Consider the following 25262-nt stretch of genomic DNA (forward strand, 5'->3'; position numbering starts at 1 on the left):
TGACGTTTCTACCGGCTACCCCCAGAGTCCTCCGCTGCGGCCCGGCTGTCACCGGGGGATCCCGGTGCCGCGCCGGGGCGGCCCTGCCCCGGACAGCCGCGTCGCGGGGGATCCGCGTCGGCGGCGGCCTTCTGGACCGCGGCCAGCAGCGAGCGCACCTGGTCGACGACCGGGCGGTGCAGGGGGAGCGTCAGATGGCCGACGCCGGGCACGAGCACGTTGCGGACCATGAGGTCGGGATGGTCGATGCGGCCCTTCGCGGCCGGGATGACCGCCTCGTCCTGGTCGCTGTAGAAGGCCACGAACCGGGTGCCGCAGCCTGCTGCCGGCTGGGCGAGCTCGGTCAGCAGCTCGCTTCCCGGCCGTAGCTGGCGCAGGAGCGGATGCGGCGGGGCCAGCAGGGCCGTGGCGGTGCCGCTGTGCGGCGTCGCCAGCGTGATCACCAGCGGCACGTGTACGTCCCCGCCCAGCCGCTGCACGTAGTAGCGGGCGATCAGCCCGCCCAGGCTGTACCCGATCACCACCGCGGTCCGTTCCGCGCTGCGGGCGCACGCCAGCTCCACCTGCTCGCCCAGCGCCCGGGCCACCGCGCGGAGGTCCGGGCTGAAGGCCGGATAGCTCACCGAGACGAACGGCCCCATGCCGAGTCCGCACAGGGCCCGCTGAAGCGGCAGGACGACCGATCCTCCGTCGGCCAGTCCGTGCACCAGCAGCACGGGGATCCCCGCGTCCGCCGCGGACGGCGCGTCCCGGCCCGTCCCCGTCCCGGGCATGGCACGGCCGAGGCGTCCGGCCAGCTGCTCGACGCCCTCCGCGGCCAGATCGAGCGGAAGCCGCACCAGCCGTACGGCAGCCCTGCTCGCCTCGACACCCGCGCCGCGCACCGGCGACAGTCCTGGCACCGACAGATGCGGTCCGAAGGGAATGCCCGTGGCCGCTCACCTTCTCCTCGTGCGCTTTTCATCCATGTAAATACATTGTGCGCCTTGCGGGGATTCTCCGGCCATCGCACGGTTTGCCCGGGATCATCACGCCGCCGCCCTGCCCGGTCGGCGCCATGGCGTATCTCACGTCGGAGGCGGCGCGGCGGGCCGCAGACTCTGCGAAACCCCAGGTGGCGACGGTATCCGGGCATCTTCGGGGTGTCTTGGGGCGGGATGCGCTGTGACGTAGCCGACTCCGATAAATCGACTTGTTGATTTAAATTCCACCAGCACGTGTGCGTTACGAGCACGTTAACCGGCGCCGACGGGCTTCGCCCTGGAGAGGAGCCACTGTGGTCAGCATCCCCCTGCAGCGTGGCGAGTCCACGCGGTTGCGTGTGCTCCCCAAGCCCGTCCCACGGCAGTACCGGGTCGTGCACGGTCACCGTTGGGCCTTCCGCATGGCGGGCAGCGGCCCGGCCGTGCTGCTGATCCATGGCATCGGTGACTCGTCCGACACCTGGGCCGAGCTCATTCCCGAACTCGCCCGGCACCACACGGTCATCGCCCCTGACCTGCTGGGCCACGGTGCCTCCGACAAGCCGCGCGGCGACTACTCGGTCCCCGCGTACGCCAACGGCATGCGGGACCTGCTGGGAGTGCTGGACATCGACAGGGTGACGCCCGTCGGGCACTCCCTCGGCGGCGGTGTGGCCATGCAGTTCGCGTACCAGTTCCCGGACCGGACCGAGCGGCTGGCGCTGGTGAGCACCGGCGGGGTGGGCCGCGGTGTCACTCCGGCGCTGCGCCTGGCCTCGCTGCCCGGGGCCCCGCTCGCGCTGTCCCTGTTGCGGCTGCCGACGGTACGGACCCAGACCGCCCTCATGATCCGGCTGCTGCAACTGCTCGACACCGGGCTCGGCGTGGACGCGCCGGATCTGCTGCGCGTGGTGGACGCGCTGCCCGACCCGGCCTCCCGCGACGCGTTCATCCGCACCCTGCGCGCGGTGGTGGACTGGCGCGGTCAGGTGGTGACCATGCTCGACCGCTGCTATCTCACCGCCGGCATGCCGACCCTGCTGGTGTGGGGCTCGCGCGACCAGGTGGTGCCCGCCGGGCACGCCGAGGTGGCGCACGCGGCGATGCCCGGCAGCCGCCTTGAGATCTTCGAGGGCTCGGGGCACTTTCCGTTCCACGCCGATCCGCAGCGCTTCCTGGCCGTGCTGGAGAACTTCATCGCGACGACGCAGCCGGTCAGCCGGAGCCCGGAGGAGTGGCGGGAGCGGCTGCGCTCCGAGGGGCGCTGACCCGGGGCGGCGCCTGCGTCCCCGGCGATGCTCCCGGCCCGACGGTGGGGCCGCCCGGCCACGGCCGGGCGGCGAGTGCGGCCCAGCGCGGATCGCCGCGTGGTCCGTGCGGACGCCCCGCGCCCCGCCCAGCGCCGTGCGCGGCACCCCGGTGACCGCGCGCCGCCGCGGGCATCGCCCGGGCGTCCTGCGGACGGTGCACGCCGTCCGCGAGGCCGTGCGCGCCTGTCTCCGCGTGCGGCGCGGTCAGTCGAACTCGCTGGGGTTCGGTGCCGGGGTCTTTCCGGCGAGGACGTCCTTCAGCCGCTGGGCACCCGCCCGCACGGCTGCCTCGGTGCTGGTGCGATCGGCGCCGGAGAGGCCGCCGTTGCTGACGGTGGCCCCGGCGGCGCCCACCCGGAGCGCGGCGACGTCCGTGGTGAGCGTGGCCGGCTGCCCGTCGGCGGTGCCCTTCACCGTCACGGTGAGCCCCGCCCGGTCGTCGCCCGCGGTGGGTACCGGGGCGGCCACCACCTGGACCGTCCGCTTGCCGCCGTCGGAGCCGGTCGCGGTGAACTGGTCGCACTTCTGCGGCAGGGTCCGGAACCAGTCCAGGGACTTCGTCAGCGAGTCCTGGCCGTAGTCGCCGACCTGGTACAGCAGCCGGGCCTGCGGATCGGTGAAGCCGGTGAGCGCCGAGGCGCCGGGCGTGCGGCCCAGCAGGCTGTCGGAGTACAGGCCGTCGAGGAGTTTCTGGCAGTCGGCCGCGGCGGCCTTCGCCTTGCGGAACGCGGCGATGTCGACCTTGCCCAGCAGCAGTCTGTCGCGCCAGGAGGCCGCGTCGTTCGCCTGCGTCCAGTCGCCCTCCAGGTCGGCCGAGGTGATCAGCGCGGCCTTCGCGCCCGCCCGGGTGAGCGCGGGAGTGGGGGAGGCGTCGGGGGACCGCTCGGCGGCGGGGGCGGTCCCGGACCCTTCGGGGACCGGCGAGATGGACACCGTGTCGGAGGCCCCGTCGGCGTCCGAGCAGGCACCCGCGGCCAGCAGCGGCCCGGCGGCCAGGACCGAGGCGAGGACGCGCACGGGACGGGACGGACGGTTCACGGGAGCCTCCTCCAGACGCGGTACGTCCCTCCACGCCACCACCCCGCACGCCGACCGACCAGCGCAGCCGGACTGTTCGGGTGAGCGGGGGAGGCGACCGCAGGGTGGACGCCCCCTTGACGCTGCCGTGGACGCGGATCGACACTCCAGGAGGGAATCCTAGTGAAAAGGTAGGGAAAAGATGGGGCGCCATGGGACGAGCACCGGCCGCAGCCGCCGTGCGCCGTCGCTCCCCCTGCTGACCTCCCGCCGGCACATCGATCTGCAGCGGGTCTGCAGCGCGATCAGCCTCCCGGGCTGACCGTCCCGCGCCCCGGCCGACCGGGGCCCCTCGCACCCACCGACCGACGACGCTTCTGCCGCGCGTACGTCCGCGCTCGCATCCGGGGAGACGCATGTCCACGTTCAGTACGCCGCTCGCCGCCGTCCCGCCCGCCCAGCGGCCCGCCCGCTTCCGGGGCAGGATCGGCAGGGACGCGCGCAGCGGCCACTACGCCGTGCCGCGCCGCTACCGGCTCCACCTCACCACCGCCTGTGCCGACGGCCTGCGCATAGCCGTGGGCCACAGCCTCCTCGCCCTCGACGACATCTGTCCGGTCACCTTCCTCGCCGCCGTCCCCGACTGTCCCGGCGGCGGCCACTCGGTGCTGCGCCCGCTGTACGAGGCGAGCGCACACCGCTACACCGGACCGGCGCTCGCGCCGGTGCTCAGCGACGACTGGTCGGGGCGGATCGTCAGCACCCACACCCCCGACATCCTGCGCGACCTCGACCGCTGCTTCGGCGACGGGCGCGGCCGGCTCTACCCGTGCGGCGCCGAGGCCGAGATCGAGGAGGTCGAGCGGCTGTGCGCACAGGGCATCGAGGCGGCCGCACAGCGCGCGGGCCGGGCCGGCGCGGACGCGGCCGAGCGGGCCGCGGCGCTCGACGTCCTGCTCGGCACGCTGGCCGGACTGGAACGGCGGCTCGCCGGGCGGGAGTTCCTCGTCGGCGACGGACTGACCGCCGCCGACGTCACGGTGTGGGCCGCCCTGGTGGAGTTCGACACCGTGCACCGCCACCACCTCGACGCCGCCGCCGTGCACCGCGCGGCCGATCACCCCGCGCTGTGGGCGCACGCCCGGCGGCTGACCGCCCGGCCCGCCTTCGGCGCCCACCTCGACCTGGACGGCATCGCCCGCCGGCACCACGCCCGCTGCGCGGGTCTGGAGGCGGCCGGCTCGGCCGTGCAGATCCTGGACTGGGCGCGGCACGCCGCCGGCGCCCCCGGATCCCGGCGCGGCTGAGCGGGCCGGCGCCGGTCCAGTTCCCGGACGGGCGTTGACATACCTCCGCCCGACTGCCTTACTTACCGCTCAGCACGGTCATGAGTGTCAGCGACAAGCCCTGGCTCGCTGGCCGGCAACCCTCGCGCCGCGGTGGGGTGCCCCAGGTGACGACCGGACCGGATGACGTTTCGGTAAGCGCGAGGGCCCGCAGGGGCCGGAAATGCGAGTGACGGACATGTACGCAGCTGACCGGACGGCCACCGGCCGCCCCCGGAGCTGCGTACATCCGTACGCGGGCCTGCTCGTCGCCGACCGGGCCGTCGACCTGCTCCGCGTGAACAGCGCACTGTGTACCGGTTCGGGCCCTGCCCGGCGCCGGGGCTGACGCCACTTCCGGCCCCCGCGTTCCCGACGCACACCGACCAGCGGTGTGCCGCTGCCCGCCCCGTCCCCGGTTCCCGTGCCCTCCCGTGTGCCGCCCCGCGCCGTAGCGCCGTCGGCGCGGCCACGCGGGGCCCGCCGCGGGCCGGGGGTGCCCCGACTCCGCCGGAGCCCGCCATGACCGAACCCCCGGGCGGCGCCGTGTCCGTCACCGCGCCGCCGCCAGCAGACACATCGTCAAAACCCCTGTCCGCCCAGCGAGTCGTGCCGCTGCGCCGCCCCGGCCGGTGGATCGTCACGGCCGTCGTCCTGGTGGTCGTGGCGCAGATCGCGCACGGACTGGCCACGAACCCCTTCTACCAGTGGGACCGCTTCCGCTACTGGTTCCTGCGCCCCACGATCCTCGACGGCCTGCTCATCACCCTCCAAGTGACCGCGCTCAGCGCCGTGCTGGGGCTGCTCGGCGGCATCCTGCTGGCCCTCGGCCGGCTCTCCGGGAGCCCCGTGCTGCGCGCCGTCAGCTGGACGTACACCTGGCTGTTCCGGTCCGTGCCGCTCATCGTCGTACTGATCTTTCTCTACAACTTCTCGGCCCTGTACCGGACGGTGAGCCTCGGCGTCCCCTTCGGCCCCGCCCTCGTCACCTTCGACGAGTCGAGGCTGGCCACCGACCTGGCGGTCGCCGTGGTCGGCCTCAGCCTCAACGAGGCGGCGTACGCCTCGGAGGTGGTCCGCGGCGGCATCCTCTCCGTCGACCAGGGCCAGCACGAGGCGGCCGCCGCGCTCGGCCTGCCGAAGGGCTACCAGTTCACCCGGATCGTGTTCCCGCAGGCCCTGCGGTCCATCACCCCGAACTACGTCAACCAGCTCATCGGCCTGATCAAGGGCACGTCCCTGGTGTTCTACGTGTCGCTGCTCGACCTGTTCGGCTCGGTGCAGGCCATGGGCAGCACCTACCCCGGCGACATCGTGCCGCTGCTGCTGGTCGCCACCGTCTGGTACCTGATCCTCACCAGTGCCGTGTCCGTCGCCCAGTTCTACGTCGAGCGGTACTTCGCCCGGGGCGCCACCCGCACCCTGCCGCCGACGCCCGTGCAGCGCGCCCGCTCCGGCCTCGCCGAACTGCGCGCCCGGCTGCGCCGGGAGGCCGCCGTATGACCGCCGCCACGCCCGCCGAACAGGCCCCCGTCGCCCTGGAGGTGCACAACGTGCACAAGTGGTACGGCGCCCACCGCGTCCTCGACGGCATCGATCTGACCGTGCGCCCCGGCGAGGTCACCGTCGTCATCGGCCCGTCCGGATCCGGGAAGTCCACGCTGCTGCGGGTGATCAACCACCTGGAGAAGCCCGAGATCGGGCATGTCAGCGTCGGCGGCGAACTGATCGGGGTCAGACGGAGCGGGAAGCGGCTCAAGGAGCTGAGCGAGCGGGCCATCCTGGCCCAGCGCGGCCGGATCGGCTTCGTCTTCCAGAACTTCAACCTGTTCCCGCATCTGACCGTGCTCGACAACGTCGCCGCCGCCCCCGTGGCCACCGGACGGCTCACCCGGTCCGCCGCCCAGGAACTCGCCCGCGATCTGCTCGCCCGGGTCGGACTCGGCGACCGCACGGGCGCCTATCCGCGGCAGCTGTCCGGCGGCCAGCAGCAGCGCGTCGCGATCGCCCGCGCCCTCGCGCTGCGCCCCGGCATCATCCTGTTCGACGAACCGACCTCGGCGCTCGACCCGGAACTCGTCGGTGAGGTGCTCGCCGTCATCAGGGACCTCGCGACCAGCGGCACCACGCTCGTCATCGTCACCCACGAGATCGGATTCGCCCGCGAGGTCGCCGACCGGATCGTCTTCGTCGACGGCGGACGGATCGTCGAACAGGGCCCGCCCGCCGACGTGCTCGACCACCCCCGGCACGAGCGGACCAGGGACTTCCTGAGCAAGGTCCTGTGACCGCCGTTCGTTCCCCGGCACCGCACCCCGGCTCCCGCACACCCACCCACACCGAGCGACGAAGGACAGCCATGCCCACCCTGCTCTCCCGACGCGGCCTGATACGCGGCATCACCGCGGTGGCCGCCGCCACCACCCTCGCCACCGGTCTCACCGCCTGCGGGGGCGACAGCGACGCCGCCACCACCGACACCGCGGGCACGGTCACGGTGGGCCGGGTGTCCAACGGCGCGGCCACACCGACCGAACTCAAGGTCACGGAGGTGAAGTCGATCAGCGCCGCACTGCCCGAGTCCGTCCGCTCCAGCGGCACCCTGAAGATCGTCGTCGGCGCCCTGCCCGACGGCTTCCCGCCGCTCGCGTACGTCGGCTCGGACCAGAAGTCCCTCACCGGCGCCGAGCCCGACCTCGCCCGCCTGGTCGCCGCCGTGCTCGGTCTGCGGCCGGAGATCTCCAACGCCACCTGGGAGAACATGTTCGTCGGCATCGACAGCGGCCGGGCCGACATCGGCTTCTCCAACATCACCGACACCGAGGAGCGCAAGAAGAAGTACGACTTCGCCTCCTACCGCAAGGACAACCTCGGCTTCGAGGTGCTGAAGAAGAGCACCTGGAACTTCGACGGCGACTACCGCAACCTCGCCGGCCGGACCGTCGCCGTCGACAACGGCACCAACCAGGAGAAGATCCTCCTGGAGTGGCAGACGAAGCTGAAACAGGAGGGCAAGCAGCTCACCGTCAAGCACTACGCCGGCAAGAACGCCACCCATCTCGCGCTGACCGGCGGCAAGATCGACGCCTACTTCTCCGCCAACCCCGGGATCGCCTACCACATCAGGCAGACCGCCGCATCGCCGGACCCGACGCGCAGCGGCGGCACCTTCTCCGGCGCGGGCGCCACGCTCCAGGGCCTGATCGCGGCGACCACGAAGAAGGGCAGCGGCCTCGCCCGGCCGGTCGCCGACGCGATCGACCACCTGATCGAGAACGGGCAGTACGCCAAGTGGCTGGCCGCCTACAACCTGTCCGACGAGGCCGTCGCCAAGTCCGAGGTCAACCCGCCGGGACTGCCCCTCGACAACTCCTGACCCGCCGCCGCGAGGGCGACGGAACACACCGGACGGACAGCGTGTTGTGACTGACGACGACATGTGCACTGCGCGGCCGCACGGCCGCCGACGCGACGGGCGGAGGTGACGGACATGATCCGGGTCCGCCGCGCCGTCCGGCTCCACTCCCGGCCGCACATCGATCTGCTGCGCGTGGCCGGCGCGCTCTGTTGCTCCTGATCCGTTGCCCCATCCGCCCCCCCGGACAGCCGGGGCGAGCCGGCGATCTCGTACGGACCTCCAGGAAGGCGCCCACTCGTGTCCTCACCCTCCGCTGACCCCCTGCACCTCGCCGTCGCGCTCGACGGCACCGGCTGGCACCCCGCCTCCTGGCGCGAGCCGGTCGCCCGCCCCCGCGCTCTGTTCACCGCCGGCTACTGGGCCGACCTGGTCGCCGAGGCCGAACGCGGCCTGATCGACTTCGTCACCGTCGAGGACGGCCTGGGCCCGCAGTCCTCGCACTTCTTCGACCCGGACGAGCGCACCGACCAGGTGCGCGGCCGGCTCGACGCGGTCCTCGTCGCCTCCCGTGTCGCACCGCTCACCCGCCACATAGGTCTGGTGCCGACGGTGGTGGCCACCCACACGGAGCCGTTCCATATCTCCAAGGCGATCGCCACGCTGGACCACATCAGCACCGGCCGTGCAGGCCTGCGTGTCCAGATCACCGCACGCCCCAACGAGGCCGCCCACTTCGGCCGCCGCACCGTCCCCGGGATCGACGCCTACGACAGCCCGGCCGCCCAGGAGCTGATCACCGACCTGTTCGACGAGGCCGCCGACCATGTCGAGGTGGTCCGCCGGCTCTGGGACAGCTGGGAGGACGACGCCGAGATCAGGGACGCGGCCACCGGCCGCTTCATCGACCGGGACAAGCTGCACTACATCGACTTCCAGGGCCGGCACTTCGGCGTCAGGGGCCCCAGCATCACCCCCCGCCCGCCGCAGGGGCAGCCGCTCGTCACCGCGCTGGCCCACCAGACCGTCCCCTACCGGCTCGTGGCCCGCCAGGCCGACGTCGGATACGTCACCCCGCACGACACCGGGCAGGCCCGCGCGATCGTCGCCGAGATCCGTGCCGAACAGGCCGCGGCCGGCCGCGCCGGCCAGGTCCTGCACATCTTCGGCGACCTTCTGGTCTTCCTCGACGACGACCCGGCCGAGGCGTCGGACCGCCGCGCCCGGCTGGACGACCTGGCGGGCGAGCCGCACACCTCCGACGCCCGGATCTTCACCGGCACCCCCGCCCAACTCGCCGATCTGCTCGTCGAGTTGGCGGAGGGTGGGCTTACCGGCTTCCGGCTCCGGCCCGCCGTACTCGGCCACGACCTGCCGCGGATCACCCGGGGCCTGGTGCCCGAACTCCAGCGCCGGGGCCTGTTCCGGCGCGCCTACGAAGCCGACACCCTGCGCGGGCTGCTCGGGCTCGCCCGCCCCGCCAGCCGCTACGCCCCCGGGCACCCGGCTTCGCTCGTGCCCCAGAGCACCCCCATCGTCTGAGCCGGAGGGACCGCACCGACATGAGCAAGCCGCTGAAGCAGATCCATCTGGCCGCCCACTTCCCCGGCGTCAACAACACCACCGTATGGAGCGATCCGGCCGCCGGCAGCCACATCGAGTTCGCCTCCTTCGCCCACTTCGCGCGCACCGCCGAACGCGCCAAGTTCGACTTCCTGTTCCTCGCCGAGGGGCTGCGGCTGCGCGAACAGGGCGGGCAGATCTACGACCTGGACGTCGTCGGCCGCCCCGACACCTTCACCGTGCTCGCGGCGCTGGCCGCCGTCACCGACCGGCTCGGCCTGACCGGCACCATCAACTCCACCTTCAACGAGCCCTACGAGGTGGCCCGCCAGTTCGCCAGCCTCGACCACCTCTCCGGCGGCCGGTCCGCCTGGAACGTGGTCACGTCCTGGGACGCCTTCACCGGTGAGAACTTCCGCCGCGGCGGCTTCCTGCCCCAGGAGGAGCGCTACTCCCGCGCCCAGGAGTTCCTCGCCACCGCGAACGAACTGTTCGACTCCTGGCACGGCGACGAGATCCTCGCCGACCGGGCCACCGGCACCTTCCTGCGCGACGCGCGGGCCGGCGCGTTCGTCCACCGGGGCCGGCACTTCGACATCCACGGCCGGTTCAACGTGCCGCGCTCACCGCAGGGCCGGCCGGTGATCTTCCAGGCCGGCGACTCCGACGAGGGACGCGAGTTCGCCGCCGCGAGCGCCGACGCGATCTTCAGCCGGCACGCCACGATCGAGGAGGGCCAGGCGTTCTACGCCGACGTCAAGAAACGCCTCGCCGCCCACGGCCGGCGCCGCGACCAGCTGCTCATCCTGCCCGCGGCGACCTTCGTGCTCGGCGACACCGACGCCGAGGCCGAGGAACTGGCCCGCGAGGTACGCCGGCAGCAGGTCAGCGGCGCCACCGCGATCAAGCACCTGGAGTTCGTGTGGAACCGGGACCTGTCCGGGTACGACCCGGACGGCCCGCTGCCCGAGACCGACCCGAACGTGGACGAGGAGCACATCTCGCGGGGCCGCGCCCAGGTGCGCATGTACCGGGACCCGCTGGCCACCGCCCGCGAGTGGCGGGAGCTGGCCGCCGCGCACCGGTGGTCCATCCGCGACCTGGTCATCCACACCGGCAACCGGCAGACCTTCGTCGGCTCCCCGGCCACCGTCGCCCGCACCATCGACGCGTTCGTCCAGGCCGACGCCGCCGACGGCTTCATCCTCGTCCCGCACATCACACCGGGCGGCCTCGACGTGTTCGCCGACACCGTCGTCCCGCTGCTCCAGGAGCGCGGCGTCTTCCGCGCCGACTACGAGGGCTCCACCCTGCGCGACCACCTCGGCCTCGCCCACCCGGACGACGCGCGGGGCGAGCGGGAGCGGGTGGCCTCGTGAAGTTCCTCGCCATCACGCTGATCGTGCACCGCCCCGATCCGCTCACCGGCGTACGGAAGTCGACGCACGAGCGGTTCCGGGAGGTCCTCGGCAACGCGCTGCTCGCGGAGGAACTCGGCTTCGACGGCTTCGGCGTGGGGGAGCGGCACGAGCGGCCGTTCCTCTCCTCCTCGCCCACGGTCGTGCTCGGCCACCTCGCCGCCCTCACCCGGCGGATCCGGCTGTTCACCGCCGTGACGACGCTGAGCCTGCTGGACCCGGTCCGCGCGTACGAGGACTACGCCACCCTCGACCATCTCGCCGACGGGCGGCTCGACCTGATCATCGGCAAGGGCAACGGCGCCGCGCAGCGCGAGCTGTTCCACGTCACCCCCGAGGACCAGTGGGAGCGCAACGCCGAGAGCTACGAGGTGTTCCGCCGGATCTGGCGCGAGGACAAGGTGACCGCCAGGACCCGCTTCCGGCCGGAACTGACCGACGCCGAGGTCTGGCCGCGCCCCTACCAGCATCCCGTACGGGTCTGGCACGGCAGCGCCACCAGCAAGGAGAGCGTGGACCTCGCCGCCCGCTACGGCGACCCGCTCTTCTCCGCGAACGTCACCCACCCCGTCGAGCCGTACGCCGAGCTGATCCGCCACTACCGGGAACGCTGGGAGCACTACGGCCACGACCCGGCCGGCATCGCCGTCGGCGCCGGCTCGGCGGGCCTGTGCGTCGCCCGGACCACACAGCAGGCGCTCGCCGCCTACCGGCCGGTCTTCGAGAGCAACCTGGCCTTCCAGCGGGCGACGGGCCTGCCCGTCGTCTTCGAGACCCTGGAGGACTTCGCCGAGCGCAGCTCCGCGCTGATCGGCAGCCCGCAGCAGGTCATCGAGAAGGTGCACCGCTGCCACGAGCGGTTCGGACACACCGTGCAGCATGTGCCCGCGGACGCGAGCGGGCTGACGGACACCCAGCACCGGGACTCGCTGGAGCGGTTCCAGTCGGAGGTCGCCCCGGCGCTGCGCGGGGACATCCCGGACCCGCCGTTCGACTGGGGCCCGGTGCTCGCGCCGCCGGACCCCGCGCCCGTCCCCGACGCGCACTGAGGGAGAGCCCGCATGTCCACCGCCACACCCCTCGGCGTCCTCGACCTGGTCCCCATCTCCTCGGGGGCCACGGCCGGCGAGGCGCTGCGCAACACCATCGACCTGGCCCAGCGGGCCGAACGCCTCGGCTACCACCGGTACTGGTTCGCCGAGCACCACCTGAACCCCGGGGTGGCGGGCACATCACCGGCGGTCGTCCTCGCCCTGACGGCCGCCGCCACCTCGGCCATCCGGCTCGGCTCGGGCGCCGTGCAGCTCGGACACCGCACCGCACTGAGCACGGTGGAGGAGTTCGGCCTGATCGACGCGTTGCACCCGGGCCGTCTCGACCTGGGCCTCGGCCGTTCGGGCGGCCGGCCCCCGGGCGAGCCGGCGGCCCCGCCGCCGACGGCGACCCCGGTCGTCGACGGCCGGGCCCCGGGCGGCCTGCTCATCCCGCCCCGGTTCTCCTTCGAGGGACTGCTCGGCTCGCCCAGGATCGCCCTCCAGCGCCGGCTCCTGCAGCTGCCGGGCGCCGAGTCCCAGGACTACGCCGAGCAGGTCGACGACATCCTCGCCCTGCTGGCCGGCACCTACCGCTCCGCGGAGGGCGTCGAGGCGCACGCCGTGCCCGGCGAGGGCGCCGGCGTCGAGGTGTGGATCCTGGGCAGCAGCGGCGGCACGAGCGCCGCGGCCGCGGGCCGCCGCGGGCTGCGGTTCGCCGCGAACTACCACGTCAGCCCGGCCACCGTCCTGGAGGCGGTGGACGGCTACCGGGCCTTCTTCCAGCCCTCGGACGACCTCGGCAAGCCGTACGTCAGCGTCTCCGCCGACGTGGTGGTCGCCGAGGACGAGGCCACCGCCCGTGAACTCGCCACCGGGTACGGCCTGTGGGTGCGCAGCATCCGCACCGCCGAGGGCGCCATCCCGTTCCCCACCCCCGAGGAGGCCCGCGCCCACGTCTGGTCGGACGCGGACCGGGACCTGGTGCGCGACCGCGTGGACACCCAGTTCGTCGGCACCCCCTCGCAGGTCGCCGACCGGCTGGAACAACTCCAGGAGGCAACGGCGGCCGACGAGTTGCTCATCACCACGATCACCCACGACCACACCGCCCGCGTCCGCTCCTACGAGCTGCTGGCCCGGGAGTGGCAGCGGCGGTGAACGGCGCCGGGTCATCGGCGTGGTCGAGGACGTCACCCTCCCCCGAAGGTGACGTCCTCGACCGCTCCCCCGGTGCCGGACTGTGGTCCGAGCGCCCGCATGGCGCGGTCCTGTGCTGTCACCAGCACATGACGGCCGTTTCGCCCGTTCCCCACGCGGAGTACAGGCGGACACGGACGAAGTAGCGGCGGCCCTTGACGAGCCTGACCCTGAGTACGGCGTTGTGCGGTGTGCCCCCGTCGTCCCGGCCGGCGAGATAGCGCGGCTCGCCGTCGCGCTCCTCGAAGACGACCACGACGCTGTCGGCGTCGCCGAAGGTGCCCACCGAGTAGTCGCGGCTCTCCGGCGGCTCGACGGCGAAGTCGGCCTGCCCGCCGGGCCCCAGGCCGAGCGGCGCCGAGCGGAACGGCACCAGCGTGGCCGGCCGGTGCGGGTCCCCCTGGTCGGGCCCGTTCGCGGCCGAGGGCGGATACCAGCGGAGCACGAACTCCTTGTCGGCCGGGGACAGCGTGCCCGGCGGATGCAGGCCCCCGTGGTACTGCTCCGGCTCCAGGACCAGCCCCGCCTCGAAGGGGAACTCCATGACGGACTGCGGGTCCCAGACGGAGCCGTTGACCTCCGAAGGGTCCAGCTTGCGCAGGATGTTGAAGAACGTCCGGTCCCGGTTCCAGAAGTTCGGCGGGCCCGCCAGGTCGGCGTAGACCGCCTCGTCGTCCCAGTGGATGCCGGCCAGCGGACTCTGGTGCTCGTGCTGCATGCCGAGCGCGTGCCCGATCTCGTGCAGGGCCGTGACCCGCTGCCCGGGCCGGGTCAGGTCCCAGCCCAGGTTCATGGTGCGCTCGTTGAGGCCGACCGCGAGCGCGTCCCGGCCCACCTGCGACCAGGATCCGTCACCGCACTGGAACCCGATCCGCAGCTCCGCCTCGCGGCGGTCGGCGACCTCGGCGAACGTCACCCCGATGCCGAGGTCCTGCCACTCCCGGAAGCACTCCCGGACGACATCGCACTGTTCCTTGGCGCCGGCCCACGGCACCCACCGGGTCTCCCCGGTCCCCGGCACGGGGATGACGGAGCCGTCGGTCTCGGCATCGAGGAAGTGGTAGTGCAGGACCGTGCCGTTGACCCACATGCGCCGCCCCCCGACGAGCGCGCTCGACCGCTCGGCGGCCAGCCCCGGCGCGAAGGACGGGGCAGGCTGCTGCGGGAGTGAGCAGTAGCGCTGGGTCATGCGCCCAGACTGCCGTCGGCCCCGCCCGGGCGCCTGAGTCGGGGGCTACTCAAGTCCCCCTGTATCAGGCGTGAGTATCGGGACTCTCCCTGATGTGACGACTTATGTACAGGACGCCAAGACCCTGGGGCTGCCCTGGCCGTTCACCGGCCGGGAGGACGAACTGGAGCTGATCCGCCGCTCCCTGACCGCGGGACGGCAGGGCATCGTGCTGACCGGTCCCGCGGGCTGCGGCAAGACCCGGCTGGTCACGGAGGCCGTGCGCGGCACCGACTGCGTCCGGGTGACCGGGACCCCCGAGACCCGCTCGCTGCCCTTCGCCGCGTTCGCCCCGCTGCTGCCCGAGACGGTCTCGCTGCACCGTGCGGTGCACCTGATGTCCGGCGTGCGCCTCCTCGTGGTCGACGACGCCCATCTGCTCGACGAGGCCTCGGCCGCCCTGGTCCACCAGCTCGCCGTGCACGGCCGCACCCGCCTGGTGGTGATCGCCGCCGACCGGACCCCCGCGCCCGGTGCGGTGGCCCGGCTGTGGACCGGCGAGCTCCTGCCGCGGCTCGCCCTGGAGCCGTTGCCGCACGAGGCGACGGCCCAACTGCTCGCCGCGGGCGTCGCCCTGGAGCCGCTCACGGTGCGCCGGCTGCACCGGGTCTGCCGGGGCGATCTGCGGCTGCTGCGGGACCTGTCGGGCGCGCTGCGCACCCAGGGGCTGCTGACCCGGGTGGCCGGCACGGACGAGTGGGCCTGGCGCGGCCCGGTGCCGATGACGCCCACCGTGCGCGAGCGGGCCGCCGACGTCCTGGACCGCTGCGGTCCCGGCGAGCGCGAGGTGCTGGAACGCCTCGCCTTCGCCGAACCTCTGCCGCTGCACCTGGACGGCCTCGACCTGGACGTCCTCGAACGCGTCGAGGCCGACGGACTGGTCCACGCCGACGACCACGGCTCCGTCCGCCTCGCCCACCCGCTGCACGGCCCGGCGCTGCGTGCCGGTGCGGGGCGGCTGCGGGCCCGGCGACTGGCCTGCGGCGCACGGCAGTTGGGCCCGGCCCTGGCCGCCGAACAGCGCGCCCTTGCGCGGCGGATCGAGGAGACGGACGTACGGGCGCTGCCGGCTCCGGTGGGGGAGTGGCTGATCGGGGAGGGGGTGACGGTACCGGCCGGATACGCGGCGGTGCGGGCCCGGTTCTCGCGGCTGCGGGGGGAGCTGCGGGAGGCGGCGGCATGGGCCCGGGAGGGGCTGCGGGAGACGCCGGGCGACGCGCCGTGCCGCATCGAACTCGCTCTCGCCGCGGCGCAGTCGGGCGGCCCGGGCCGGACCGACGGGCCCGCGGCCGACGGCGGGCCGGCGGTCTGGGCCGCGGCGGCGCGCGGCGACGTGGACGGCGCGGTACGGGCTTTCGTCAATGGCGCTGCTGACGCTGCGGGCGCTGCCGACGCCGACAGAGCCGGCAAGTCCGGTGACTCCGGGGGCTGCCACGACAGCGCGTACGCCCGCTACGACGCCGTACGCCTCGGCGCGCCCGAGCTGGCCGCCGGACGGCTGCCCGGCGGCGGGGTGCTGGCCCGGCACGCCGACGCGCTCGCCCGCGGCGACGGGCCCGCCCTGGACCGGGCCGCCGCTGCCCTGGAGGAGCGCGGCTTCCTGCTGTTCGCGGCCGAGGCCTACGCCCAGGCCGTACGGGCGCACCGCGACCCCGGCGCCGCCCGTACCGCCCGCACCCGCGCCGTCGCCCTCGCCCGCCGCTGCCAGGGCGCCCGCACCCCGGCGCTGTCCGGGCTGGTGCTCGGCGAACTCACCGCCAGGCAGCGGCAGATCGTCACGCTCGCCGCCGCCGGGCTGAGCAACCGGCAGATCGCCGAACGGCTGACGCTGTCCGTCCGCACCGTCGGCAACCACCTGTACGGCGCCTACACCCGGCTGGGCGCCGGCGACCGGGGCGCGCTGCCCTGGCTGGTGGAGCTGCCGGACACGGCATCGGCCTGACCGGCCGCCGGTCAGGTCTCACGCCGCGCCGAACGCCGCGAACGCCCATCCCGTCGCCTGGTGGACCGCGTCGTCCGGCACGGCCGCCCGCGCGTCGCGCAGGGCCTCGGCCAGGGAGAGCCCCGCGTCGAGGCCCTTGTGCAGGGCGAGCATCAGCGGCACCACCGCTGCGTCGTTGACCGGCGCGCTGCTCGCCACCACCCCGGCCGTGCCCAGCGGGAGCAACGCGGTGACCAGGCCGAGCAGTTCGTCGGCGCCGACCGAGGCGAGCCGGGCGGTGTCGCAGCTGGACAGGACGATCCGGTACGGGCTGCGGTCGAGGCGTTCGAAGTCGTGCACGATCAGCGGGCCGTCGGCCATCCGCAGCGAGGAGAACATCGGGCTGTCCGCGCGGAACGTGCCGTGCGCGGCGAGGTGTGCCAGCGCCGCCCCGTCCAGCTCCCGCAGCACCCGCGGCACCCGGGCGTCGTCGTGCTCCAGGACGGTCGCCGCGTCGTGCCGGCCCGCCGCCTCGGGCACCTCGGCGCCGCCGGTCGCAAGGCCGGGCCCGCGCACGAACACATGCCGGCCGCCCGGCGGCGCCTCGGTCTCCCGGGCCCGCAGCCAACTGCCCGCCGACGGCGAGACGCTGAGCACCCGCTCGCGCAGCGCGGGCAGCAGCGCCCAGGGCACCCGGTGCAGCGCCCCGGGCGGCACGATCACGACCGGGCCGCCGCCGAGCCGGCGCGCCACGCCGCCGAACAGCAGCTCCTCCAGCCGGCGGCCGGCCGCCTCCACCAGCGGCAGCCGCGCCTCCGCCCCGGGATGGGCGAGCCGCCGCAACCCCGCCTGGACGTGCTCCGCCTCGGTCAGCGCCTGCGCCAGCGCCCCGCCCTCGAACCGCCGCACCCGGCCCTGTCCGCACAGCAGCACCTGCACCCGCCCGTCCAGCACGGCGAGTTCGACGAGCGTCGTGTCCCCGAGCCGTTCCAGCAGCCGGGCGGCGTCGAAGCGGCGGCCGTCGCCGGACGCGTCGCCGCGCATGTGATGCGTCCTGGCACGGATCTCCCGTTCCAGGCGCCGCTGTTCGCGCTCCAGGGCGGGCACCGGACGGCCCTCCACCCGGGCGGCCTCGGCGCGGGCCGCGATCTCCCGGAACGCGGTCAGCCCGCTCAGCAGGGCCGGGTCGGCGGGCGGCCGGGTCGGCGGCGCGGACAGCACCGTGGCCCGCCATCGCTCGCTCCACTCCAGCAGCCGCCGCGGACCGCCCCGGGCCAGGCTGGCCTGCTGGGCCAGCGCCGCCAGCTCCGCGCCCTGCGCCGTGGCCCGGGCCCGCAACTCCGAGGCGCCCAGCGTCATCCGGTGGTCGTCGAGCACATCGAGCCCGCGCCGGCAGGCCTCCAGGACGCCCCGCCCGGAACCGGCCGCCCGCGCCCGCAGCGCCTGCGCCGCCCAGCCCGTCATCCGGGCCAGCGGCGGGCCCGCGTGTCTGCTGCGCGCCGCCAGCGCCAGATGCCGCTCCGCGTCCGCCGTCCAGCCCAGGCCGAGCGCGATCCGGCCGGCCAGCAGGGAGGCCTCCGGCGCGGCCGGCGAACCGAAGGACGCCAGCCGCTCGGCGACCCTGGCGGCGTCCGCGACCAGCCGCCCCGAGCCGCGCCCTGACGCCACCCGCGCCTCGATCAGCACCAGCCGGGCGTGCGTCTCCCACCAGCTGCGCCGCTGGGCCGCGAACAGCCGTACGGCGACGGCGGCCCGGGCGATCGCCGTGTGCGGATCGCCCGCCGAACGGGCGGCCCGGGCGGCGGCGAGCAGCAGTTCCGCCTTGCGGGTGGACTGCCCGCCGATCCCGTCGAGCCTGGCGATCGCCGCGTCCGCCCCGGCCAGCGCCTCCGGGGCCAGCCCGGCGGCCATCAGCACCTCGCACCGGCGGATGTCGAGCATGAAGGTCGGCGTGCCCAGCTTGGCGTACCGCTCCTCGGCCTCGTCCAGCAGCCGCAGTGCGGCCGGGATGTCGCCCGACCGGAACGCGGCCAGCCCCCGGCTCTCCACCGCGTCGGCCTTGTCGTGCTCCTGGCCGGTGGTCTCCCACAGCCGCTCCGCCGCGGTGAAGTCGGCGTCGGCCCGGTCCACCGCGCCCAGCGCCAGATGCACCGTGGCCCGCAGCGTCAGCGCCCGTGCCGTCCAGATGACGTCGTCGGCCTGGCGGAGCACGGAGATCGCCCGGCGCACGTCCTCCAGCGCCTCCCGGTGGCGGCCGAGCACCCACCAGACGTAGGCCCGGCGGTACAGCACCCGGGCCCGGGTGTGCCCGGTGCCCCGGGCCACCCCGCGCTCGAACGCCGTCAGCCCCTGCCGCGTACGCCCCGCGTGCACCAGCGCGACCCCGAGGGTCGCGAGGACATCCGCCTCGCGTTCGGCGGACTCGGCGCGCGCCGCGAGGTCACGGGCCCGGCGCAGATGGCCGAGGGCGATCCGCAGGTCGCCGAAGTCCCGCTGCCAGATGCCGATCACCTGGTGTGCGACGGAGGCGTGCAGCGGCGGCGGACCGGTCTCCAGCACCCGCTCCGCGCGCGCCAGGGCCTCCATGGGGGCGGCGAACACCATCGGCAGCAGTTCGAGAACCGAGTCGTTTCCCGCTGTCACCCCTCGGATGGTAGTGGCCCCAAGGCTGCACGTCACACGGGTCTGACGCAGTGGATGCCGGTATCGGCTGTATCAACCGGCGGCCCCGGGGGTCTGACTGACGACCGCCGTCCCAGTGGGAGGACACGCCATGGCACCCCAGCGATTCCACGAGCAGTTCGACCAGATCCAACGCTCGATGCCGGACGTCCCGCTGGCGATGGGTCCGGACGACTCCGCCGAGTTCTTCTACGAGAAGGGTGTCATTCTCGCCCGCGACGGCGAGGAGGCGCGCGTCGTCGAGGAGACCGTGCGCAGCCACTTCGCCGCGGCGCCCGACCTGACCGCCGACGACGTACGCCGGGCGGGTCCGGAGACCAACCGCACCGGCATCACCCGCATCAGGGTCGGCGACCCGGCGCCCGGGGTGCGCGACGGCGACCCGGCCGTGGCGCACGCGCTGCGCGCCCTGCGCGAGGCGGAGGGACGCCGGGGACACCGGCTGGCCGGCCGCAACCACGTGGTCTCGATCGCGGTCAACGCCTGCCCGGGCGACGAGCCGGTGCCGGCCCCGGCCGGCGAGCCGCCCAACCCGGCGGCGGACGGCACCCGCTACGACCAGGACACGGCCGTCGGCGTCCTCGTCATCGACACCGGCCTGATGCACGACTACGCCTCCTACCCGCCGCTCGCCCACACCCGGGGCGACGGGCAGGTCACGGAGACCGACGCGGCGGGGGCCCTGCGGGAGTACGTCGGGCACGGCACGTTCATCGCCGGGCTGGTCGCCGCCGTCGCGCCCAACACCGACATCACCGTGCGGGGCACCCTCGACGACGCCGGGGCCGTCCTGGAGTCCGAGTTCGGCGCCCGGCTCTTCGATGCCGTCGACCGGGACGGCTGGCCTGACGTCATCAGCCTGTCCGCCGGCACCGCCAACGGCCGCTTCGACGGGCTGCTCGGCGTCGACGCCTTCATGCGCGAACTGCGCGAGCAGGACACCCTGTTGGTCGCCGCGGCCGGCAACAACGGCAGCGCCACCCCGTTCTGGCCCGCCGCCTACGCCGCGCTGCCCGACTACCAGGACGTGGTGCTGTCCGTCGGCGCCCTGCGCGGCGACGGCGAGCGGGGCGCCTGCTTCAGCAACCACGGCCCCTGGGTGGCGGCCTACGCCCCCGGCGAGCGCCTCGTCAGCTCCCTCACCGGCTTCGAGGCGCCCGTGCCGTACGTGTACCAGCACTCCACCTACGACGCCTGCCGGTACGGCTTCGGCTACGCCTGCACCTGCCAGTCCCCGCGTCACACGGGCGTGTTGAGCGAGGAGCCGGAGAGCGCGCCGGGCGAGCCGGACCGGGTGACGTTCGCGGGATTCGCGCAGTGGAGCGGTACCTCGTTCGCCACCCCGCTGGCGGCCGGGCTCGTCGCCGCGCACATGAGCGCGCACAAGGAGAGCGACCCGCGCGCGGCCCGCAGACAGCTGCTCGCAGCCGTCACCGCGTACGCGGAGGTGCGCGGGGCGCAGGTGCCGGCGCTGCTGCCACCCACCTGGCGCCCGACTCCGGTCACCCGACCGGCTCCTGGGGCATGACGGCCGGAACCGCCCCCTCCACGGCGTACGATGTCGTGCCGTACACGAGGGGTGGGGCCGTGGAGCGAGCAGAGGTCGGCGCGCTGGTCCGGGCCGCCGTCGACGGCGACGCGGGGGCCTGGAAGGCATTGGTGGACGGGTTGAGTCCGCTGGTGTGGTCGGTGGTGCGGGCACACCGGCTGTCCGACGCCGACGGCCACGAGGTCTACCAGACCGTGTGGTTCCGCTTCGCCCAGCACCTCGGCCGGATCCGGGAGCCGGAGAAGGCCGGGTCCTGGCTGGCGAGCACGGCCCGGCACGAGTGCCTCAAGGTCATCAAGAGCCTCACCCGGCTGATGCCGACGGACGACCCGCTCGTCCTGGACCGGGTGAGCGAGGACCGTACCCCGGAGCAGCTGCTGATCGACTCCGAGGACGCGGCCGCCGAGGCCGAGCAGGTCCGCCGGCTGTGGCAGGAGTTCGAGGAACTGGGCGACCGCTGCCGCCGGTTGCTGCGCGTCCTGATGGCCTCGCCGCCGCCCAGCTATCTGGAGGTGTCGGCCGCCCTGGGCATCGCGGTCGGCAGCATCGGGCCGCTGCGCCAGCGCTGCCTGCGCCGGCTGCGGGCCCGGCTCGACGCACGAGGGGTGGTGTGAGCGGCATGCGCGAGGAGAACGAGCTCCACGGCGAGCACGACGGACACGGCGAGGACGAACGGGAACTCGCCGCGGACACCTTCGACGCGGCCGAGTTCGACGACGGACTGCTGGAGGAGGAACTGCGCCGGGCGGCCGCCGTCCGCGACCCCGTCCCCACCGAACTGCGCCAACTGGCCCTCGACGCCTACGCGCTGTACGACCTCGACGCCCGCGTCGCCGAGCTGACCTTCGACTCCCTGGTGGACGCCCTGCCCATCAGGGGAGCGACGGACGCGCCGCGGATGCTCACCTTCCGCGCGGGCGAGCTGACCGTCGACGTCGAGGTCACCGGGCAGGGGCTGATGGGTCAGGTGCTGCCGCCGCAGCCGGCGCTGATCGAGGTGCTCGGCGGACCGCAGTCGGCGCTCCCGGTCCCCGTCGACGAACTGGGCCGCTTCACCAGCGGCGCGCGCCCCGCCGGCCCGTTCGCGCTGCGGCTGCGCACCGGCGCCGACGTCGTCGTGACCGAGTGGCTGCGCGCCTGACGCGGCAGCACCCCGGCCGGGCTCGCACCGGCGGAGGTTTAGCGGCCCACGCCGTCCACCAGGGCGGCGAGCGCGGACGCGAGCCGGTGCAGCCCGGGCCCGGCCGGGCCGCCCGGTTCCGTCATATAGCCGTCCCTGCGGATCTCCACCATCAACGCGCCCACCCGGGGCTCCGTCCCGTAGAACTCCAGCGGCACGTACGCCCCGGCGAACGGGCTGTCGAGCGCCGTCTCACCGCACTCGGCGAACGCCGCGCGGGCCAGGTCCGCCAGCCCCGCCGCGGTGTGGAAGGCGTCGGTGCCCAGACAGACCGGCGGCCGCGGCCCGTCACCGTGCAGCTCGTAGGGCAGCCGCTCGGTCGGATAGGAGTGCACGTCGATCACGACGGCCCGGCCGGTCGCGGCGAGCCGGTCCCGCACGGCCTCGGTCATGGCCCGCGCGTACGGCCGGAAGTACCGCTCGATCAGCGGCCCCGGATCGGTGCCGGCGGGCCGCAGCGTCCCCCGCCGGGTGGTCCCGGTGTAGACGGCCCCCATGCCCATGGCGAGCATCTCCTCCCGCTCGTCGGGGAACCGCTCCGGATCGACCACCAGCCGGGACAGCCGGTTCACGAACCGCCAGGGGGTGACCCGGGCCAGCCCGGCCGCGGCCTCGGCCAGCTCCGCGGTGTGCGCGTCCGTGATGTCGTCCAGCTCCCGCTCCAGGGCGGCGTCGTCCAGCACGATGCCCGCGCGTACCGCCGCCGGTATCTCCCGTGCGGAGTGCGGCACATGCAGGATCACCGGGGAGCCGGCGGCGCCGGGGAGCAGGTCGAAGGACGGTACGGCGGCATCCACGCGGGGGCTCCCTGGGTGCTGTCGGCGGTGCGGCGGACGATCCGCGGCCCACGCCACGGTACGCGCCGGGCCGTCCCGGGAACGGCCGGACGGCGGCCGGGAGACGGCAGGGGGCTGCCGTCGGCGGACATGGTTCCGCCCCGGCCGGGCGGTGCGCCGGCCGGGGCGGAGCGGACGGATCCGCGGGCGGGAGGTCAGCTCAGGGCGGCGAGCGCCTCGTTCCAGGTGGCCGACGGGCGCATCACCTGGTCGGCCTTGGTCCGGTCCGGCTGGTAGTAGCCGCCGATGTCGGCCGGGGAGCCCTGGACGGCGATCAGCTCGTCCACGATCTTCTGCTCCTGGGCGGCGAGCGTCTCGGCGAGCCCGGCGAACGCCTTGGCCAGCTCCGCGTCGTCGGTCTGCCGGGCCAGCTCCTGCGCCCAGTACAGGGACAGGTAGAAGTGGCTGCCGCGGTTGTCGATGCCGCCCACCCGGCGGGTCGGCGACTTGTTCTCGTTGAGGAAGCTCGCCGTCGCCCGGTCCAGGGTGTCGGCGAGGACCTGGGCGCGGGCGTTGCCGGTGGTCTTCGCGTACTGCTCGAAGGACGGCACCAGCGCGAAGAACTCACCGAGGGAGTCCCAGCGCAGGTAGTTCTCCTTGACCAGCTGCTGGACGTGCTTGGGCGCGGAGCCGCCGGCGCCCGTCTCGAACAGGCCGCCGCCCGCCATCAGCGGGACGACCGACAGCATCTTGGCGCTGGTGCCCAGCTCCAGGATCGGGAACAGGTCGGTCAGGTAGTCACGGAGCACGTTGCCGGTGACGGAGATGGTGTCCTCGCCGCGCCGGATGCGCTCCACGGACAGTTTGGTGGCCTCGACCGGGGGCAGGATCCTGATGTCCAGGCCCTCGGTGTCGTGCTCCGACAGATACGTGTTGACCTTCTCGATCAGCACGGCGTCGTGGGCGCGGTCCTCGTCCAGCCAGAACACGGCCGGGTCGCCGGTGGCGCGGGCACGGGTCACGGCCAGCTTGACCCAGTCGCGGATCGGGGCGTCCTTGGTCTGGCAGGAGCGGAAGATGTCGCCGGCGGAGACGGTCTGCTCCAGGACGACGTCGCCGGCCTGGTCGACCAGGCGGACGGTGCCCGTGACCGGGATCTCGAAGGTCTTGTCGTGGCTGCCGTACTCCTCGGCCTTCTGCGCCATGAGGCCCACGTTCGGCACCGAGCCCATGGTGGCCGGGTCGTAGGCGCCCTGCGCGCGGCAGTCGTCGAGCACGGCCTGGTAGACGCCGGAGTAGCTGGAGTCCGGCAGCACCGCGAGGGTGTCGTGCTCCTGCCCGTCCGGGCCCCACATGTGGCCGGAGGTGCGGATCATGGCCGGCATGGAGGCGTCCACGATCACGTCGGAGGGGACGTGCAGGTTGGTGATGCCCTTGTCGGAGTCGACCATCGCCAGCCGCGGGCCCTCGGCCAGCTCGGCGTCGAAGGACGCCTTGATCTCGGCGCCGTTCGGCAGGGACTCCAGGCCCTTGAAGATGCCGCCCAGACCGTCGTTCGGGGTCAGACCGGCCGCGGCGAACGTCTCGCCGTACGCCGCGAAGGTCTTCGGGAAGAAGGCGCGCACCACATGGCCGAAGATGATCGGGTCGGAGACCTTCATCATCGTGGCCTTCAGGTGCACGGAGAACAGGACGCCGTCCGCCTCGGCGCGGGCGACCTGGGCGGTGAGGAACTCGCGCAGCGCGGCGACGCGCATCACGGAGGCGTCGACGACCTCGCCCGCCAGGACCGGCACGGACTCGCGCAGCACCGTGGTGGAGCCGTCGTCGCCCTTGAGCTCGATGCGCAGCGCACCGGTCTCGGAGATCACCGCGGACTTCTCGGTGGAACGGAAGTCGTCGGCGTCCATGGTGGCCACGTGGGTCTTGGACTCGGAGGTCCAGGCGCCCATGCGGTGCGGGTGGGTCTTGGCGTAGTTCTTCACCGAGGCGGGGGCGCGGCGGTCGGAGTTGCCCTCGCGCAGCACCGGGTTGACGGCGGAGCCCTTGATCTTGTCGTAGCGGGCGCGGATCTCGCGCTCCTCGTCGGTCTGCGGGTCGTCCGGGTAGTCCGGCAGCGCGTAGCCCTTGCCCTGCAGCTCGGCGATCGCGGCCCTCAGCTGGGGGATCGACGCCGAGACGTTCGGCAGCTTGACGATGTTGGCCTCGGGTGCCTTGGCCAGCTCGCCCAGCTCGGACAGGGCGTCCGGGACGCGCTGGTCCTCGGTCAGGTACTCCGGGAAGACGGCGATGATGCGGCCCGCCAGCGAGATGTCGCGGGTCTCCACGGCGACACCGGCCTGCGAGGCGTACGCCTGGACCACCGGCAGGAACGAATGCGTCGCCAGGGCCGGGGCCTCGTCTGTGTAGGTGTAGATGATGGTCGAGTCAGTCACCGGGTGCTCCGCTCCACGTCTGCAACATTGCTCGACATCAAGATATCTCGTACCCGCCCCCGACTCGACAGGACCCGACAAGCCACCCTGCGACACGGCGCGTGCGGTGCCCCTGACCCGAGGGCCAGGGGGGCGAGGCGGTCGCTCCCGACGGGGCGGCGTGCCGCGCAGCCGAAGCCAGCGCCGGTGACCGTCCCGCAGCGGCCTGAGCACGTCAACCGGACGGTCGCCCGGGTTGCCCGCCCGGGCGCTCCGCTCATTACGGGGCGGATGACGTGGCAGACCGTGTACGAGTCCCGCGGCCTGCCCG

21 protein-coding genes and 1 riboswitch are annotated in these 25262 nt (G+C 74.0%); of the genes, 15 read left to right on the plus strand and 6 right to left on the minus strand.

From position 1 onward, the window contains the following. Window positions 1-8: 8 nt before the first annotated feature. Window positions 9-902 carry an esterase/lipase family protein gene (locus CTZ28_RS09930; protein ID WP_147481134.1) on the minus strand — a complete coding sequence of 298 codons (894 nt, stop codon included), beginning with the start codon at window positions 900-902 and terminating at the stop codon, window positions 9-11. 374 nt (window positions 903-1276) lie between these two features. On the opposite strand from CTZ28_RS09930, the gene CTZ28_RS09935 reads away from it, so the two are divergent. Next, window positions 1277-2230 (plus strand): alpha/beta fold hydrolase, encoded by a 954-nt coding sequence (locus CTZ28_RS09935; RefSeq protein WP_398655621.1) that lies wholly within the window; start codon window positions 1277-1279, stop codon window positions 2228-2230. A gap of 246 nt (window positions 2231-2476) precedes the next feature. Here the strand turns inward: CTZ28_RS09935 and CTZ28_RS09940 are convergent, their stop codons facing one another. Next, a complete protein-coding gene (locus CTZ28_RS09940) occupies window positions 2477-3310 on the minus strand; it encodes a hypothetical protein (RefSeq protein ID WP_259471530.1) in 834 nt (277 codons plus the stop codon). 181 nt (window positions 3311-3491) lie between these two features. On the opposite strand from CTZ28_RS09940, the gene CTZ28_RS49265 reads away from it, so the two are divergent. The 10 genes from CTZ28_RS49265 to CTZ28_RS09980 all read left to right on the plus strand — a co-directional run bounded on the left by CTZ28_RS49265 (window position 3492) and on the right by CTZ28_RS09980 (window position 13142). Further along, window positions 3492-3611: a putative leader peptide gene (locus CTZ28_RS49265; protein ID WP_310887597.1), complete on the plus strand. Its 120-nt coding sequence runs from the start codon at window positions 3492-3494 to the stop codon at window positions 3609-3611. Window positions 3612-3705: 94 nt separating this feature from the next. Beyond that, window positions 3706-4596 (plus strand): glutathione S-transferase C-terminal domain-containing protein, encoded by an 891-nt coding sequence (locus tag CTZ28_RS09945; protein WP_121888931.1) that lies wholly within the window; start codon window positions 3706-3708, stop codon window positions 4594-4596. A gap of 76 nt (window positions 4597-4672) precedes the next feature. Further along, a riboswitch (SAM riboswitch) is annotated at window positions 4673-4782 on the plus strand. Window positions 4783-5136: 354 nt separating this feature from the next. After that, the gene (locus tag CTZ28_RS09950; protein ID WP_121888932.1) at window positions 5137-6117 is read left to right on the plus strand and encodes an amino acid ABC transporter permease; all 981 of its coding nucleotides are present in this window, start codon (window positions 5137-5139) and stop codon (window positions 6115-6117) included. After that, a complete protein-coding gene (locus CTZ28_RS09955) occupies window positions 6114-6902 on the plus strand; it encodes an amino acid ABC transporter ATP-binding protein (protein WP_121888933.1) in 789 nt (262 codons plus the stop codon). Before CTZ28_RS09950 ends, CTZ28_RS09955 begins: the two co-directional genes overlap by 4 nt. Window positions 6903-6973: 71 nt before the next feature. Further along, window positions 6974-7990 (plus strand): transporter substrate-binding domain-containing protein, encoded by a 1017-nt coding sequence (locus CTZ28_RS09960; RefSeq protein WP_121888934.1) that lies wholly within the window; start codon window positions 6974-6976, stop codon window positions 7988-7990. 114 nt (window positions 7991-8104) lie between these two features. Continuing rightward, window positions 8105-8191, plus strand: a complete 87-nt coding sequence (locus CTZ28_RS49270; protein WP_310887600.1) for a putative leader peptide — start codon at window positions 8105-8107, stop codon at window positions 8189-8191. Window positions 8192-8269: 78 nt separating this feature from the next. After that, entirely contained in the window at window positions 8270-9511 is a 1242-nt protein-coding gene (locus CTZ28_RS09965) for an LLM class flavin-dependent oxidoreductase (RefSeq protein ID WP_121888935.1), read from the plus strand. A gap of 20 nt (window positions 9512-9531) precedes the next feature. Next, a complete protein-coding gene (locus CTZ28_RS09970; protein ID WP_121888936.1) occupies window positions 9532-10911 on the plus strand; it encodes an NtaA/DmoA family FMN-dependent monooxygenase in 1380 nt (459 codons plus the stop codon). Continuing rightward, window positions 10908-11999, plus strand: a complete 1092-nt coding sequence (locus CTZ28_RS09975; RefSeq protein ID WP_121888937.1) for an LLM class flavin-dependent oxidoreductase — start codon at window positions 10908-10910, stop codon at window positions 11997-11999. Before CTZ28_RS09970 ends, CTZ28_RS09975 begins: the two co-directional genes overlap by 4 nt. Window positions 12000-12011: 12 nt before the next feature. Further along, window positions 12012-13142, plus strand: coding sequence for an LLM class flavin-dependent oxidoreductase (locus CTZ28_RS09980; protein ID WP_121888938.1), 1131 nt, complete (start codon window positions 12012-12014; stop codon window positions 13140-13142). Between the two features lie 118 nt (window positions 13143-13260). Here the strand turns inward: CTZ28_RS09980 and absR1 are convergent, their stop codons facing one another. Continuing rightward, complete coding sequence (absR1, locus tag CTZ28_RS09985; RefSeq protein WP_121888939.1) at window positions 13261-14370, minus strand: beta-glucuronidase AbsR1; 1110 nt, start codon at window positions 14368-14370, stop codon at window positions 13261-13263. A 94-nt stretch (window positions 14371-14464) separates the two neighbouring features. Here absR1 and CTZ28_RS09990 point away from each other — a divergent pair, with 94 nt between their 5' ends. Next, window positions 14465-16351: a LuxR family transcriptional regulator AbsR2 gene (locus tag CTZ28_RS09990; RefSeq protein ID WP_121888940.1), complete on the plus strand. Its 1887-nt coding sequence runs from the start codon at window positions 14465-14467 to the stop codon at window positions 16349-16351. Between the two features lie 18 nt (window positions 16352-16369). Here the strand turns inward: CTZ28_RS09990 and CTZ28_RS09995 are convergent, their stop codons facing one another. Further along, entirely contained in the window at window positions 16370-18934 is a 2565-nt protein-coding gene (locus tag CTZ28_RS09995) for a CHAT domain-containing protein (protein ID WP_121888941.1), read from the minus strand. A 169-nt stretch (window positions 18935-19103) separates the two neighbouring features. Between CTZ28_RS09995 and CTZ28_RS10000 the strand changes: the two genes are divergently transcribed. From CTZ28_RS10000 to CTZ28_RS10010, 3 genes are read left to right on the plus strand one after another with little or no spacing between them, the layout of a single operon-like run. Then, entirely contained in the window at window positions 19104-20540 is a 1437-nt protein-coding gene (locus CTZ28_RS10000; protein ID WP_121888942.1) for a S8/S53 family peptidase, read from the plus strand. Then, window positions 20537-21175, plus strand: coding sequence for an RNA polymerase sigma factor (locus CTZ28_RS10005; RefSeq protein ID WP_121888943.1), 639 nt, complete (start codon window positions 20537-20539; stop codon window positions 21173-21175). The genes CTZ28_RS10000 and CTZ28_RS10005 overlap by 4 nt, the downstream gene beginning before the upstream one ends. Window positions 21176-21180: 5 nt before the next feature. Beyond that, window positions 21181-21702: a hypothetical protein gene (locus CTZ28_RS10010; RefSeq protein WP_183154331.1), complete on the plus strand. Its 522-nt coding sequence runs from the start codon at window positions 21181-21183 to the stop codon at window positions 21700-21702. Window positions 21703-21740: 38 nt separating this feature from the next. Here the strand turns inward: CTZ28_RS10010 and CTZ28_RS10015 are convergent, their stop codons facing one another. Continuing rightward, on the minus strand, window positions 21741-22538 hold the full coding sequence (locus CTZ28_RS10015; protein ID WP_121888944.1) for an N-formylglutamate amidohydrolase: 798 nt from the start codon (window positions 22536-22538) through the stop codon (window positions 21741-21743). Between the two features lie 194 nt (window positions 22539-22732). After that, on the minus strand, window positions 22733-24952 hold the full coding sequence (locus tag CTZ28_RS10020) for an NADP-dependent isocitrate dehydrogenase (RefSeq protein ID WP_121888945.1): 2220 nt from the start codon (window positions 24950-24952) through the stop codon (window positions 22733-22735). Window positions 24953-25262: the final 310 nt, after the last annotated feature.

The organism is Streptomyces shenzhenensis (genome assembly GCF_003688995.1).
Classification (GTDB): Bacteria; Actinomycetota; Actinomycetes; order Streptomycetales; family Streptomycetaceae; genus Streptomyces; species Streptomyces shenzhenensis_A.